The sequence below is a fragment of the Ligilactobacillus sp. UO.C109 genome (assembly GCF_026847815.1).
Taxonomy (GTDB): Bacteria; Bacillota; Bacilli; order Lactobacillales; family Lactobacillaceae; genus Ligilactobacillus; species Ligilactobacillus salivarius.
In genome coordinates this window covers 280,019-293,589 of the sequence record NZ_JAPSFH010000027.1, presented here as the reverse complement: position 1 = coordinate 293,589, position 13,571 = coordinate 280,019, and the positions used below count along the sequence as shown (strand labels likewise).

Annotated in this window: 19 protein-coding genes and 1 other annotated feature; of the genes, 4 read left to right on the top strand and 15 right to left on the bottom strand. The window is 32.1% G+C overall.

The genetic code is table 11. The annotated features are described in order from the left end of the window. Positions 1-198: 198 nt before the first annotated feature. From hslU to OZJ21_RS05650, 4 genes are all read right to left on the bottom strand, one after another. Positions 199-1,602, bottom strand: a complete 1,404-nt coding sequence (hslU, locus tag OZJ21_RS05665; RefSeq protein WP_003700317.1) for an ATP-dependent protease ATPase subunit HslU — start codon at positions 1,600-1,602, stop codon at positions 199-201. A gap of 18 nt (positions 1,603-1,620) precedes the next feature. Continuing rightward, entirely contained in the window at positions 1,621-2,148 is a 528-nt protein-coding gene (gene hslV / locus OZJ21_RS05660; RefSeq protein WP_003700319.1) for an HslVU peptidase proteolytic subunit, read from the bottom strand. Between the two features lie 26 nt (positions 2,149-2,174). Beyond that, a complete protein-coding gene (xerC, locus tag OZJ21_RS05655; protein ID WP_003707683.1) occupies positions 2,175-3,071 on the bottom strand; it encodes a tyrosine recombinase XerC in 897 nt (298 codons plus the stop codon). Between the two features lie 191 nt (positions 3,072-3,262). Next, complete coding sequence (locus OZJ21_RS05650; RefSeq protein WP_003710230.1) at positions 3,263-4,438, bottom strand: class I SAM-dependent methyltransferase; 1,176 nt, start codon at positions 4,436-4,438, stop codon at positions 3,263-3,265. A gap of 273 nt (positions 4,439-4,711) precedes the next feature. On the opposite strand from OZJ21_RS05650, the gene OZJ21_RS05645 reads away from it, so the two are divergent. Next, positions 4,712-5,674: a diacylglycerol/lipid kinase family protein gene (locus OZJ21_RS05645; RefSeq protein ID WP_268857562.1), complete on the top strand. Its 963-nt coding sequence runs from the start codon at positions 4,712-4,714 to the stop codon at positions 5,672-5,674. Positions 5,675-5,789: 115 nt separating this feature from the next. On the opposite strand, the gene OZJ21_RS05640 is transcribed toward OZJ21_RS05645, so the two are convergent. After that, positions 5,790-6,683, bottom strand: coding sequence for an ATP-grasp domain-containing protein (locus OZJ21_RS05640; RefSeq protein ID WP_268857561.1), 894 nt, complete (start codon positions 6,681-6,683; stop codon positions 5,790-5,792). Between the two features lie 33 nt (positions 6,684-6,716). Continuing rightward, positions 6,717-6,950, bottom strand: a complete 234-nt coding sequence (locus OZJ21_RS05635) for a hypothetical protein (RefSeq protein WP_098034479.1) — start codon at positions 6,948-6,950, stop codon at positions 6,717-6,719. 526 nt (positions 6,951-7,476) lie between these two features. On the opposite strand from OZJ21_RS05635, the gene OZJ21_RS05625 reads away from it, so the two are divergent. Further along, positions 7,477-8,061, top strand: coding sequence for a hypothetical protein (locus OZJ21_RS05625; RefSeq protein WP_087251348.1), 585 nt, complete (start codon positions 7,477-7,479; stop codon positions 8,059-8,061). Between the two features lie 95 nt (positions 8,062-8,156). Here the strand turns inward: OZJ21_RS05625 and rpmA are convergent, their stop codons facing one another. The 8 genes from rpmA to OZJ21_RS05585 form a co-directional block, all read right to left on the bottom strand. Next, a complete protein-coding gene (gene rpmA, locus OZJ21_RS05620; protein WP_003700332.1) occupies positions 8,157-8,438 on the bottom strand; it encodes a 50S ribosomal protein L27 in 282 nt (93 codons plus the stop codon). Between the two features lie 21 nt (positions 8,439-8,459). Next, the gene (locus OZJ21_RS05615; RefSeq protein ID WP_268857560.1) at positions 8,460-8,786 is read right to left on the bottom strand and encodes a ribosomal-processing cysteine protease Prp; all 327 of its coding nucleotides are present in this window, start codon (positions 8,784-8,786) and stop codon (positions 8,460-8,462) included. A gap of 24 nt (positions 8,787-8,810) precedes the next feature. Beyond that, the gene (gene rplU, locus OZJ21_RS05610) at positions 8,811-9,119 is read right to left on the bottom strand and encodes a 50S ribosomal protein L21 (protein WP_081530567.1); all 309 of its coding nucleotides are present in this window, start codon (positions 9,117-9,119) and stop codon (positions 8,811-8,813) included. A gap of 17 nt (positions 9,120-9,136) precedes the next feature. Beyond that, positions 9,137-9,213: a sequence feature (ribosomal protein L21 leader region), on the bottom strand. Positions 9,214-9,274: 61 nt separating this feature from the next. Continuing rightward, positions 9,275-9,511, bottom strand: coding sequence for a hypothetical protein (locus OZJ21_RS05605; RefSeq protein WP_081512282.1), 237 nt, complete (start codon positions 9,509-9,511; stop codon positions 9,275-9,277). 130 nt (positions 9,512-9,641) lie between these two features. After that, a complete protein-coding gene (locus OZJ21_RS05600) occupies positions 9,642-10,328 on the bottom strand; it encodes a hypothetical protein (RefSeq protein ID WP_268857559.1) in 687 nt (228 codons plus the stop codon). 119 nt (positions 10,329-10,447) lie between these two features. Next, a complete protein-coding gene (locus OZJ21_RS05595; RefSeq protein WP_081512284.1) occupies positions 10,448-10,681 on the bottom strand; it encodes a DUF2922 domain-containing protein in 234 nt (77 codons plus the stop codon). A 16-nt stretch (positions 10,682-10,697) separates the two neighbouring features. Further along, positions 10,698-10,898, bottom strand: a complete 201-nt coding sequence (locus OZJ21_RS05590; RefSeq protein WP_003701799.1) for a DUF1659 domain-containing protein — start codon at positions 10,896-10,898, stop codon at positions 10,698-10,700. Between the two features lie 90 nt (positions 10,899-10,988). Further along, positions 10,989-11,510 (bottom strand): sigma-70 family RNA polymerase sigma factor, encoded by a 522-nt coding sequence (locus OZJ21_RS05585; protein WP_003710248.1) that lies wholly within the window; start codon positions 11,508-11,510, stop codon positions 10,989-10,991. 318 nt (positions 11,511-11,828) lie between these two features. On the opposite strand from OZJ21_RS05585, the gene OZJ21_RS05580 reads away from it, so the two are divergent. Next, positions 11,829-12,566: a hypothetical protein gene (locus OZJ21_RS05580; RefSeq protein WP_268857558.1), complete on the top strand. Its 738-nt coding sequence runs from the start codon at positions 11,829-11,831 to the stop codon at positions 12,564-12,566. An 82-nt stretch (positions 12,567-12,648) separates the two neighbouring features. After that, positions 12,649-13,215 carry an NUDIX hydrolase gene (locus OZJ21_RS05575; RefSeq protein WP_268857557.1) on the top strand — a complete coding sequence of 189 codons (567 nt, stop codon included), beginning with the start codon at positions 12,649-12,651 and terminating at the stop codon, positions 13,213-13,215. Here OZJ21_RS05575 and OZJ21_RS05570 read toward each other — a convergent pair. Continuing rightward, the gene (locus OZJ21_RS05570) at positions 13,212-13,571 is read right to left on the bottom strand and encodes an NAD-dependent epimerase/dehydratase family protein (protein ID WP_268857556.1); all 360 of its coding nucleotides are present in this window, start codon (positions 13,569-13,571) and stop codon (positions 13,212-13,214) included. The genes OZJ21_RS05575 and OZJ21_RS05570 overlap by 4 nt on opposite strands.

The window sequence follows — 13,571 nt, the reverse complement described above, 5'->3', positions numbered from 1 at the left end:
TTACTACTCTATCATATTTTTAAACAACATACAATCACAAGCAGATGGACATAATTTTTATTTTTGAGTATTAAAAAAGCACTCTGTTAAGAGCTATAGATTTTTTAATCTTTTCTATTTAATCCCACAAACTTTCTCCTCAAAACAAAAAAAGCATACATATCAATGCATACTTTTCGCAATATTCATATACCAATCTTACAAAATGTATTGGCTCAAATCTTTGTCTTCAACAATTGATCCAATCTTGTCATTTACATAAGCTTCTGTAATCTTGATGTCGCCCATTTGCATATCTGGACCTTCAAATAGTAGGTCTTCAAGTAATTTTTCTAAAATAGTATGCAAACGACGTGCACCAATATTTTCTGTATCGTGGTTCAATTGATATGCTACTTCAGCGATACGATGGATAGCTTCGATTGTAAATGTTACATCAATATTGTCTGTACCAATCATCGCGATGTATTGTTTTACCAAAGCGTTGTTTGGTTCTGTCAAAATTTTAACAAAGTCATCAACTGATAGATCTTCTAATTCAACACGAATTGGAAAACGACCTTGTAATTCGGCAATTAAATCACTTGGTTTACTTTCATGGAAAGCACCAGAGCCAATGAATAAAATGTGGTCTGTCTTAACCAAGCCATACTTAGTTGAAATTTGAGAACCTTCAACAATTGGTAAGATATCACGTTGTACACCTTCACGTGAAACTTGACCTGCATTTTGTTGAGATTTAGAAGCAATTTTATCAATTTCGTCAATAAAGATGATTCCTGTATTTTCAGCACGTTTAATTGCTGCATCAGCCAAATCTGCAGAGTTAACTAATTTTTCAGATTCTTCTTTAATCAAGATTTCTCTAGCTTCTGCCACTGTCATTGTACGTTCAACTTTCTTAGTTGGCATCATTGAACTCAATGAAGATAAATCAATCCCCATTTGTCCTAACATACCACTTTGATTATTGAATTGTGTTGAAGGATCATCCACTTGAATTGTAACTTCATTATTTTCTAGCAAGCCACGTTTCAATTGTTCAGCAACACTTAAACGTTCATTTCTAACATCTTCAGTTACTTCTTCCATATCATTTCCATTCATGTTAGGGAAAGAACCGGATTGTAGATCTCTCAAAGCATTGAAAAGATATTGATTAGGATTTTCTTGTTTCTTCTTAGCGGGTACGATCAACTTAACTAAACGCTTGTTAGCTTGTTGTGCAGCTTGAGCACGAACTTGCTTGAAAGCATCATTTTGTTCCATACGATATGCAACTTCAACTAAATCACGTGCCATAGATTCAACGTCACGTCCAACATAACCAACTTCTGTAAATTTAGTTGCTTCAACTTTTACGAATGGTGCGTTAACGATTTTAGCTAAACGACGTGCAATTTCTGTTTTACCAACCCCAGTAGGTCCAATCATCAAAAGATTTTTAGGAGATATATCTTCTTGCATATCTTTTGGTAGTTGCATACGACGATATCTATTACGTAAAGCTACCGCAATTGCTCTTTTAGCACTGTCTTGACCAATAACATATTTATCAAGTTCAGCAACAATCTGTCTAGGTGTCTTATCTATTTCATTCATCTTGTAAATTCCTCATTTCTAAGCTAATTCTTCAACTATAATATTATGGTTAGTAAATATATCTATATCTGCGGCGATATTTAAAGCAGCTTTGGCAATTTCACCTGCTGACATATCTTTGGAATATTCTGATAGAGCTACAGCTGCAGCTTGAGCATAATTACCACCAGAACCAATTGCCAATACACCATTATCAGGTGCAATAACTTCACCAGAACCGGATACAATTAATAAATTATCTTTATCAATTACGATTAACATCGCCTCTAATTTTTGTAGAGTACGATCGCCTCGCCATTCTTGCGCTAATTCTACGGCAGCCCTTTCCAAATTACCACTATATTCATTTAGCTTATTTTCAAATTTTTCTTCTAAGTTAATTGCATCTGCTACACCACCAGCAAATCCAACTGCTACTTTGTCATTGTAGATGCGACGTACCTTTCTAGCACTGCCTTTCATGATTACTTTTTCACCTAAAGTAACTTGTCCATCGCCGGCAATCGCTGTCTTTCCATTATGTTTTACTGCACATATTGTTGTCATTAATTTCAGCTCCTAATAATTAAATTCTATGCTCTTGGGAAAAATTTTCGATAATCTCTTTGTAAATGTTCCGGTGTTACATGAGTATAGATTTGAGTAGTAGATAAACTACTATGCCCTAGTAACTCTTGCACCGCACGTAAATCCGCACCATTACTCATCAAATGTGTCGCAAATGTGTGTCGCAACTCATGAGGATGAATACTGGTATGTAGACTGCTGCGCTTAACTATCTGTTTTAAGATATATGCTACCCCAGCCGGAGTTAAAGGATTTCCATAATGATTTACAAAGACTAAATCATGATCCCGATGATATTTTTCCATTAAAGGTGTACGAGTTTGTTCAAAATAACGTTGTAATGCTTCCTGACAGTAGCTTCCAAATGGTACTAGTCTGTCTTTATCACCTTTCCCATGTAGAAGCATCTTTTTATTAGTCAAATCTACATTTTCCATTTTTAAACCTGTACATTCACTGACACGCATTCCAGTTCCATACAAAGACTCCAACAACGCTCTATCTCTGATCAACATCTGTGTGTCGCCTTCAGTTGCTTCAAATAATGCGGTCATTTCCTTTTCATAGAAAAAACGTGGTAGTGATCGTGGATGTCGCTTTAATTGTACATAAGCGAAGGGATTTTCATCTGTTAATTCATTCTTAATTAAAAAATTGTAGAATGCACGTAAGCTGGAAATCATTCTCGAAATCGATGTCATTTCATATCTATCATATAGATAGCTCATATATGCATGAACATCATTACTACCAATTTCCTTGAAAGATTTAGCGCCTCCAGTTTCGTCAATAAAATCAACAAAATGTTGTAAATCTTCACTATAAGCTTTCAAAGTTTCATCTGAATATTGTTTTTCAATTAACAAATATTTCTTGAATTCTTCAATCCAAGTGAGTTCCATTCACTATCACCCCTCATTGTCTATAATTATTACAAAGAAGGTCAATAATAGTCAAGAATTTACCTTAAGATAAACTATAAAATATTTTTAAGGTTACTAAATTTTGACTAAATCTGACCTTTTCTATCAAAGTCATACTAAAAAGTACTTTGGAATTTGCCTAATAGACAATATTTCAAAGTACTTTGTGACTAATCTTTATACATATAATCTCTTGTCATTGGTAAAGTACGGGCACTTGGACCTTTAGAAATCAAGTATTGGATTACATCAATATTTCCTGATTCAAATGAAGCTGCACAAGCTTGAAGATATAAGTCCCACATACGAATAAATCTGTCATCATGCATTTTTCTTACTTCTGGCAATACTTTATGGAAATTATCTGTCCACATTTCCAAAGTTCTTTGATAATGACGACGTAGCATTTCTATATCAGCCACTTGCATACCTGATTCAATAATATGTGTTAGATTTTCATTTAAACCTGGCACATAACCACCGGGGAAAATGTATTTATTAATCCAACCATTGTATGCTCCACCTTGTTGACGAGTAATACCATGAATCAATGCTACCCCATTACTCTTCAAATATCTTGAAATTGTATTGAAGTATTCACCTAGATTTTCTTCACCAACATGTTCAAACATACCAACACTTGTAATGTAGTCAAATGGTAGATGATCAAGTTCACGGTAGTCTTCAAGAAGTACCTCAGCTTGATCTTCCAATCCTTCATCTTTAATACGTTGTTTAACTGCATTATACTGTTCTTCACTTAAAGTAATACCAACAACATTCATATTATATTCCCTTGCGGCAGTTAACATTAATGTTCCCCAACCACAACCAATATCTAATAAACTAGAACCTGGTTTTGGATCTAATTTCTTTAAGATATGATGAACTTTATTCATTTGGGCTTCTTCTAAAGAATCATCTGGCTTTTCAAAATAAGCACATGAATATGTCATAGTTTTATCAAGCCATAATTTATAGAAGTCATTTCCCAAATCATAATGACTTTGAACGTCATTCTTACTACTTTCTTCAGAATGTGATTGTTTTGGTAAGAAACGTTTAAACTTATTATTATTCAAGAAACTGTTTGCTGATTCATATGCTGAATTAATAAGCACTTGTAAAGAACCACTTACTTCTATTTTCTTATCCATATATGCTTCACCTAATGTGATTGAAGCATTTCTCAGTAAATCTTTTACTGGTATCTTTTCATTAACTTTAATTTTTACCTGTGGGGCACCATTACCATATTTTTCAGTTTTCCCATTAGGATAGGTTACCTCTACTGGAATTGTAAAAGAATGTTTCATTAGTTGCTTAAAAATCATGTTATCAAGCATGGTTATATAGGCCACCTTTCTTAAAGTTATTGTTTCCATTCTACCACCTTTTAATCAAAAAAATCTATCAACAAATCTCAAAATATGCTTTTATATCTTATATTGCGATAATTTAAAGTTAAAGATTAAAGAAAATTTACTATGTAATCGTTTCTTTATACTTGTCAATTGTGTTGATTGTTCGTTATAATTGCATAGTTGATAATTATTTGTAAAATTATAATAAAGAATGAAATATTTTTGCAATCAAAGCTCTAAGAAAGGAGGATTACCTTGGAATACTTTGTAGTTGTCAATGAATATGCCAAAAATGGTAGTGCTAAACAAATCTGGCAAACCATTCATTCAGAATTAGTGACACAGGGAGTCAAATTTACTTACAAAAAAGTTAATGAAAATGCTGTTGAAGTTGCTAAAAATTTTACTTTGGATTTAGCTGAAAGAGAAAAGAGTAAAACTGTCGTCTTAGTTGTAGGTGGAAATGGAACTTTAGTCGATGTTTTAAATGGTATCAAGCAAGCACAACGTTTCGATCTACCAATTGGTCTAGTTCCTGCTGGGATTGAAAATGGATTTGCCAAAGCAATTGGACTTTCGCTCAATCCTATCGTCGCCTTAAAGCAAGTTATCAATACAACAGACAAGATATACTATACAATTGGTACTTACCAAGAAACTTTACGAAACACTCAAGGTTACTTCTTAAATAATTTTGGTATAGGCATGGATGCTTTTATTACAAGTATTTACAATCGCAAGAAGAAACGTAAATTCTTCCGCCGAGGTTTTCTTCCATTCCTTACTAGCAGTATAAGTGCTTATTATAATCAAGAACCTTTTTCAGCTACGGTTAGAGTTAGTGACTCTTATAGATTTTTCAAACATGTCTATATCATGAATGTTGCTAATCATCCTTATTTTGAAGGAAATGTTTCACTTTCTCCTCAAGCTAACATTAAAGATAAGAAACTTGACTTGATCGTTACTGAAAATATGAATTTCATACGTTTCTTTATGTTGATTGTAAGTTTATATTTTCATAAACAACTTAATTTGAAGTCATTCCATCGCTTCAAAGATAATCAAATTCATTTAACTATTAAATCATTGGAATTTCTACAGATTGATGGTGAAGAACATGGCAGCCAGTATTTTGATATTTTCTTCAAAACTACTAGCTATCCCTTCTGGTTCAATCTATCTAGTGTTCCTTTCAAAGAAAGACGTAAAAAATAATCCCACTTTTTGAAATAATTCTTTCAAAAAGTGGGATTTTTTAGTTATTAGTTGGAAAGATGATTTAGAAACTCTGAGTAATTTATTTTTTCTACTTTGTCTCTTAAATCTGATATTAAGCTCTACTCTCAGATAAATTTTCCCATAATAAATCATAAAATTTTTGTTCATCAAATCCTTGAAGTCCTGAAACTTGACCATCCCCCATTTCCATGATGATCAACTTTCCGTTAGATTTCCTTGCAAAATCAATTGTATAAAATTTTGCTTTAACCTCTTTAGGAGCATTCATAATGACTTTTTTATCTTCTGTAGAAAGATTAATTTTTCTATCATTCCAATAATTAATAACTACAAGTGGCTTATTACCTATATAAAACACTCGGTATTCTTCAAAAATTGGCATATGACTTTTAGGATGTCTGCCTATATTTTTTAACTCAATAAAATCACGAATTACTAATCCTCCAATTAGCTCACTACCCTGTCTATTAATAAAGTTATGGATAACTCGCAGTGCATTCTTAGTATCAGAAACATCAGGAATATAAAAAGCTTCATCCCACTCATATTTTCTACTTTTTACAAAATCTTTTATAGTAACGGCTCCATTAAATTCTTCGAGAAGTTTTATTATGCTTTTATCTGACAAATCTATTGTCCATTTGGTTTTTACGTGATTACTATTGTCCTTAACCCAATTTGGAATCAAATGCGTATATTCATATTCTGATAAATTAGTAAACATCTGTCCACCATTTTTCTCAACATAAGTAACTAATCTATCATACAATTGAGGCTTCAGCATCCAACCACGATAAACAATAATGTCATCATTACTAATTTTATACGTTGTAGTTACTACATTATCTTCAAATAATCGTTCCTGATTTATCAAACCTACGGAAAAATACTTACTTGCTGCTTTATATTCCTTTTCATATTCAACATCTGGAATTCTTGAGTCTAAAGGATCAGATAGAAAAAGGAAAACATAGTTTAACTTCACAGTTATCACATCCTAAACTAAAATCTAGTATTTTCATTCTGATTCACACAAATTTTCTTTATCAGGATCTAGTTCAATGTATTTTATTTCATACTCGGTTAAAGTAAAATAACTATCACCATATTGCTTTGTTCGTATTAAATCAATTTCATAGCAATTATCATCTGAATCTCCTGGAATGGTTACCGCAGTAACAAAACCTCTATAAATAATATTATCAACATCTGTGACTATAACATTCTTACCCCAATAAGGTCTTAAATCCATTTTTTCACCTCTTAATTTTAGTTATTCTAAAATGAAACTATTAATTGGTCGTCCTTCTTTATATGCTTTCTTCGCCTCTTCTAAAGTCATATGATTAGGGCCACCATCATGATTTATAATTCCTGTATTTTACCATCCACAATTATCACAAATATCGTAATCCATTACTTCATGACCACACACAGGACAATGTAACCATACATAGCCATCAATTTTCCATATTTTCTTCGATTTATCCATAGTGATATTCAATTTCTTTTTAATTAAGCCATTATTGAGCTTATTCTTAATAAAAAATTATTCCATTTTTAGGTAAATCTTCATCTACTGTTAAAAGTGTAATTGTTTTAATCGAGAATTTATCAATAATTTTCATTGCTCATCCCCCCCATTATTATGAAAAACGTTCCCATATATCTATTATATAGTTTTTTACTAATAAGCTCAGCTATTTCTTCACAAACTGCCCTAATTTGTATTACTATAATTAATGATTAATATCTATTTACAATTGGGAGTTTTTTATATGAGAAAATTTAATATTATAACTATTTCTTTACTATCACTAAGTTTACTAGGGGCATGTTCTAACTCTAATTCAAGTGACAGGGCTAGCTCTGATTCTTCTAAATCTAGTTCGTTGAAGGCTAAAGAATCATCTATCAAAAAAGCTAAAGCTGAGTTGAAGAAAAAGGAATCGTCTATCAAGAAAGCACAGAGTGAATCTAAAAAGGCAGAAAGTGAGAAAGAAGCATCTGAAAATACTTCAGCTACTAATTCGCAACAAGTAACTCAACAACAAAATTCTGATAGTTATCAAACACAAACCTCTACTCCTATTAAATCACAAAGTCAAATCAATATGGAACGTGGATATGACCCAAAAGGAAATCCTGTGATGCCTGGACAGGATCACGCACCAGGTTCTGATGTCTATGGGAATCCTGACTCTTGGGTACAAGGACAAATAGATTGGGCTAAAAGTCAAGGTATGATTGACTCTAACGGTAATGAAACAGAAAACTTCAAAAATTGGGTCTCTCAACGTGACAATGCTTGGGATAATGGTCAGGATGACTTTCCTGACTATGATCAAAATAGGCAATGGTAAATTTAAAGTTATGTAGTACACTTTAAGAAAATAGCCCAACAAAAAAACGGCTTAAATCCTTATCTACCAAGGATTTAAGCCGTTTTTATTATATATTATTCAGCAACAGGGTAAACAGAAACTTGTTTCTTGTCGCGTCCTTTACGTTCGAACTTAACAACACCTGCAACTTTTGCAAATAATGTGTTGTCGCCACCCATACCAACGTTAACACCTGGGTAAATACGTGTACCACGTTGACGGTATAAGATAGAACCACCTGTAACAACTTGTCCGTCAGCACTCTTAGCACCTAAACGCTTAGATTGTGAATCACGGCCGTTAGCTGTGGAACCACCACCCTTTTTATGAGCGAAGAATTGTAAATTCATTAACATAATGATTGCACCTCCTAATAATTAGTTATTCTCGATTTTTATAAAATCACCGTACATTTTTTCAACATCTTCAAGTCCTAGTTTTAAACTAGCTAATAATAACTTTACACTTTCATTTGAAAGAAAGTTCTCACTAACATGTACTTCTAACAGTCCGCCACTTTCATCATCAGAAACGATATTCAAATTGGCGTTAGCAAGTTTCTCAAGACTATTAACTGTATTTATAGCTAACACTGAAACAGCTGAACAAACGATATCTTGTCCATATTCGCCGGAATCAGCATGACCTCGCATTTCAAAGCCAGAAATTAACTTATCACGATATAAAAATCTTGCTCTAATCATTCTAATACCAACCTTTTAGACAAATTAAGCATTAATAGAGTCAATAACAACCTTTGTGTATGGTTGACGATGACCTTGCTTTGTGTGTTGATGCTTCTTAGGCTTGTACTTGAAAGTAACAACTTTCTTAGCACGACCTTGTTTTTCAACTGTAGCTTCAACTGTAGCACCTTCAACAAAAGGAGTACCGATAACTGTCTTATCGCCACCAACAAAAACAACTTTATCAAAAGTTACCTTGTCGCCTTCTTTTGCATCAAGCTTTTCTACGTAAATTGTTTGACCAGCTTCAACTTTAAGTTGCTTGCCACCTGTTTTAATAATTGCGTACATCTATGTGCACCTCCTCTTAAAATACTTAGACTCGCCGTAATGTAGTGACCTCCAAAGAGATACTTAAACTTAAAACGTGCGGTTGCAGATGTGATATGCACAAATACAACACTAAAATATTAACAAATCAATTACTAATAGTCAATAGAAAAAATCTAATTTAAATATTTGAATTTGGATTTATTCTTTTCCCAATAATCTAATAGGTTCTTAAGTCCTAGTAATATCAATACAAATGTTAAGTAAGCAGCATTAATGACGATAACTTCTCCTGTAATTAACAACATTAATTGCCATACAGATGGTGTAACAAATAACGTGATCAATGTAATTACTGCTGATAATGTGATTGTTACTGTTGCAAATTGGATTCCTTCATATACTCGATTCATATTAATCTCACCTTTACTTTTTTTCGAACGCACATTCTTTACGTAACTTATAATACATACGTTCGATTGTTCTGTCCAGTATTTTTATCAAAAATATGTTCGAAAAAAATATATAAAGCTCTAAAATCCCTTATTTTACCAGCTTCCAAACACGCTTAATTAATTTTTCAATAGTCTTTATTTGTTTAGATTGTAATAACTTACTATATTTTTGTTTGAGTTTTGGATTACGATACTGATAACTTCTAGGACTTGTTACTTCTTTTATCTTATCTAACGCATCCATCGCATGTTGCGAACCAGTATTTTCATCGCCACCTAGCAACATATTCATAACTTCCTGCTTATCTTTATAGTTTCTTCGTTTTTGACGACTACTACGCAAATCTCCCAACAATTCAAGCCCTTCATCTTTGTTATAGTCGCCTAACTCTACAGTATGTAAAATATCTTGTAGTACAACACCATCTTCCTGTGATATTTCTTTTCTAATTTCTTCAACTATCAAAGGACTAGCTATTAGGAAAGATGCCACTTTTTCTACTTCTTGATAAAAAGTCTTATTATCAGCATGTGCGATTCTCTTAGCATAGTCTTCCCATTTATCTGTCTGAATTGTTATTTTAATTTTATCGCTATCTACTATTTCTAAGTTCTTTTCACCATTTTTGATTAATTTATCATAAGCTGGTTGTGCCATTTTTTTACTATTCCATTTACTAGCACTTTGAAGACTTCCGACAAACGTCTTCGTCTTTTGTCGATAATATTCCATTGGCTTTCCATCTCTATTTCTTACAATGACATAATTTGGCATAAGTTTCCTCCGCTACAAACGTATGTTCTATACTTAAGATTATAGCATTAAATAAATTTATTTCAACGTTAAAAAGACATATCATTTCTGACATGCCTTATTGCTTATTCAAATTTTACTTAGTCTTCAATTGTAAAAACTGTTTGAGTTTCTGTATCAACATACTTCGCACTAACTGCCTCTGCATATAACTTTGTTCCAAATTTATCTTGAAACATATCTAATTCAACTAACTTATTCATCGCTTCTCGAAGTTTACTCTCATCAAGATTTGTAGATACGTTATTTAATTTTAATGTATGATGTTTTCCGTCTGCTGCTTTGAATCCAAGATTTAATGCTCTAACTTTCATTTAAATTCCTCCTTAATTAATCCTTAACCATGCTAGTTTCGACAATTTCAATATCTTGAGTTTCTTCTCCAGATAATTCACCAATAATTTTTCCAAATGCAGATAACTTTTCAGCACCGACATTATTCACTAAATTATGGTAGGAACGACGACGCGTATCTCCATCCTCCTTGGTACCATAAATGTATAATACAGATTTTTTAACTTCTTTTGCCATTTTAACGGCCTCCTTTAAATTATTGTTAAGCTCATCTTGAAGCTTACATAGATATATACGTAATTTTGGGGCCATTTGTAACATGCATTTTTATTTTTCATTATTTAATTCTAAATATTTTTCTTGGATGCTTTTTCTCCAACGATTAATTGTCATTCGTGATTTCCCCATTAACTTCGCAATTTCTGTAGTCTTAGTTATTCCTACACTATAATAGCTCAACAACATTTTTTCATTATCAGTACATCTTTTATATAACTGATATAGAGCATCGCTAATCTCAATGTTATCCCCAGTTTCGATAATTTCTTCTATTTGGGGTAATTCATCATCCTCATTGGCTAACTGACTAAAACACACTTCTACTTGCTTACGCTTCTTTTGCCTTAGTTTATCCAATAAGCGCCACTTTAGTTTTTGAAACATATAACTTCCGCATTCCTCTTTAGCATTTTCTTTACGATAATATTCGGTATATATCTCAGCTAGTAAAATTCTCGCTTCTTCAAACATATCTTCAAAATCAGGATGCCCCACCTTGTAATTTAACTGTGCTAGCACTCCATAAATAAGTCCGTTATTCTTCAATGCGTATTCAAACCCTCGTTTCACTATTTCACCTCTAAAAATAATTTGTACTGGCGCCTTGTACTCATTAAGAATAAATAGGTCTTAAAATTCATGCACCCCATCAAAAATATTCATTTCAGGATGTGTTGCAAAATATTTTACTCTTGATTTTTTACCATGTATTCGTTATCAGTCTTATAACTTAATACTTATCAATACCTAATTAATTTGACGTCATTTTTCTGAAATTCCGTAAGCTAAAATTAATTTTGCAAATAAATAAAAAAATATTGATTTATAAACTGTTTTTTGATAGATTATTTACTTATAAAATATAAAATTCGCCAAAGGAGGGAAATTATGATCTATACAAATAATTTATTCGATACTAATCATGAAATTGATATTGATAAATTATTGAAGATCGGAAAGTATAGATCTACCTATACAATTAACAATAGTTCCACTTACTTCATATTCAATCTAAAAAATACTCCTTCAAAGTATAAGTCCATTATTTTTGATAAAAATCAAGGTGTAGTATTATCAAAATTTTCTACAACAACTCTACTTAATAAGACGAATGGTATATGTTTCACCAAGTTAATTACTGAGATAATCAAGAAGCATCATAAATTTCAGGCATACACATCTGCTATTTCTGATTCTCACTGTTTCATTCGTTCTTCTCAGCATCCTGCCACTTGGATCAATCTTTGCCTGGTCGAATCTATTTGGGATACTAGTCACCATGATATTGCCTTTAAATTCAAAGGATTATCAGGGTATGTTACCTTTTTAAATCAGAAAACAAGTTTTAGAACTAGTTTAAAAGTTACTGCTCATTTCCTGTATACTCTTGAAACTCTGCTAAATTTCAATGCACAAAAAACTATTTCTACAATTTCTGATTATATTGATATTGGTACATTAAAAGATATTCCTCGTGATATTTATACAAAAGAAATGCTTCATCAACTTCTTAAAGAAACTTTTACTTTTCTTTATTCTGATGAAGATTCAAAAAATATGGATAAAGTCCTTGAAGAGTGTCACAAGTATCTTGTGAATAAGTTCTGCTATTTTAATAGAACCTAAAAAAGACAGTCATTCTCGACTGTCTTTTCATTCTCTTTAAATGCTATAATTGATTTGCAATCTTTCAGGAGGTGGATTTACTATGAATGACTTAATGTCCCAACTTAAATCATATATTCCTTTTAACGAACAAGAAAAACAAGATAAGCAGCTTATTATTGACCAACTTGCTAATGCCAAAGATATTTTTACTCGTAAAAACAAATTAGCTCATTTTACTGTATCAGCTTGGATTATCAGCCCTGATAAAAATAAAGTTCTAATGGCTTATCACAATATCTATCAATCTTGGTCTTGGCTTGGAGGACATGCTGATGGCAACTCCAATTTAAAGCAAGTAATTCTCAAAGAAATTCAAGAAGAAAGTGACCTAACTGATGTTAAATTTTTATCAGACGATATTTTCTCGCTTGAAGTTCTAACTGTTGATGGACACGAAAAACGTGGAGAATATGTTTCTTCGCACTTACATTTAAACATTACTTACCTATTCGAAGCTGATACTACTATGCCATTACGTATTAAACCTGATGAAAATAGTCAAATTGCTTGGCTTGATTTATCTAGCTTAGATTCTAAGGTCAGTGAAATTTGGTTCAATCAACGTATCTATCATAAATTAATTGAAAAGGTTAATCTACTTTACTAATTATATTCCAACCGGCGTTTTTCTTCTTTTACATATTGTCTCAATCCTGATTCAAACGTATATTTAGGAAGGAAGCCGGTTTTTTCAAGTTTTGTGATATCCGCAAGTGAATTTTTGGTATCAAATTTCAAACCCTTGTTATGTATAATTTTTAGCTTTTTGCCTGTAATTTTCTCAAAAGCTGCTATTAAGTCTATTAAACTTACCGATTTTCCAGAAGCAACATTGAAGATTTCTCCACTTATTTTGGGATCTTTCAGTAACATCAACGTAGCATCAACTGCATCTGTTACATACATATAATCACGTGTTTGCTTTCCATCGCCATTTAGCTTAAATTCCTTGTCATTAAGCAA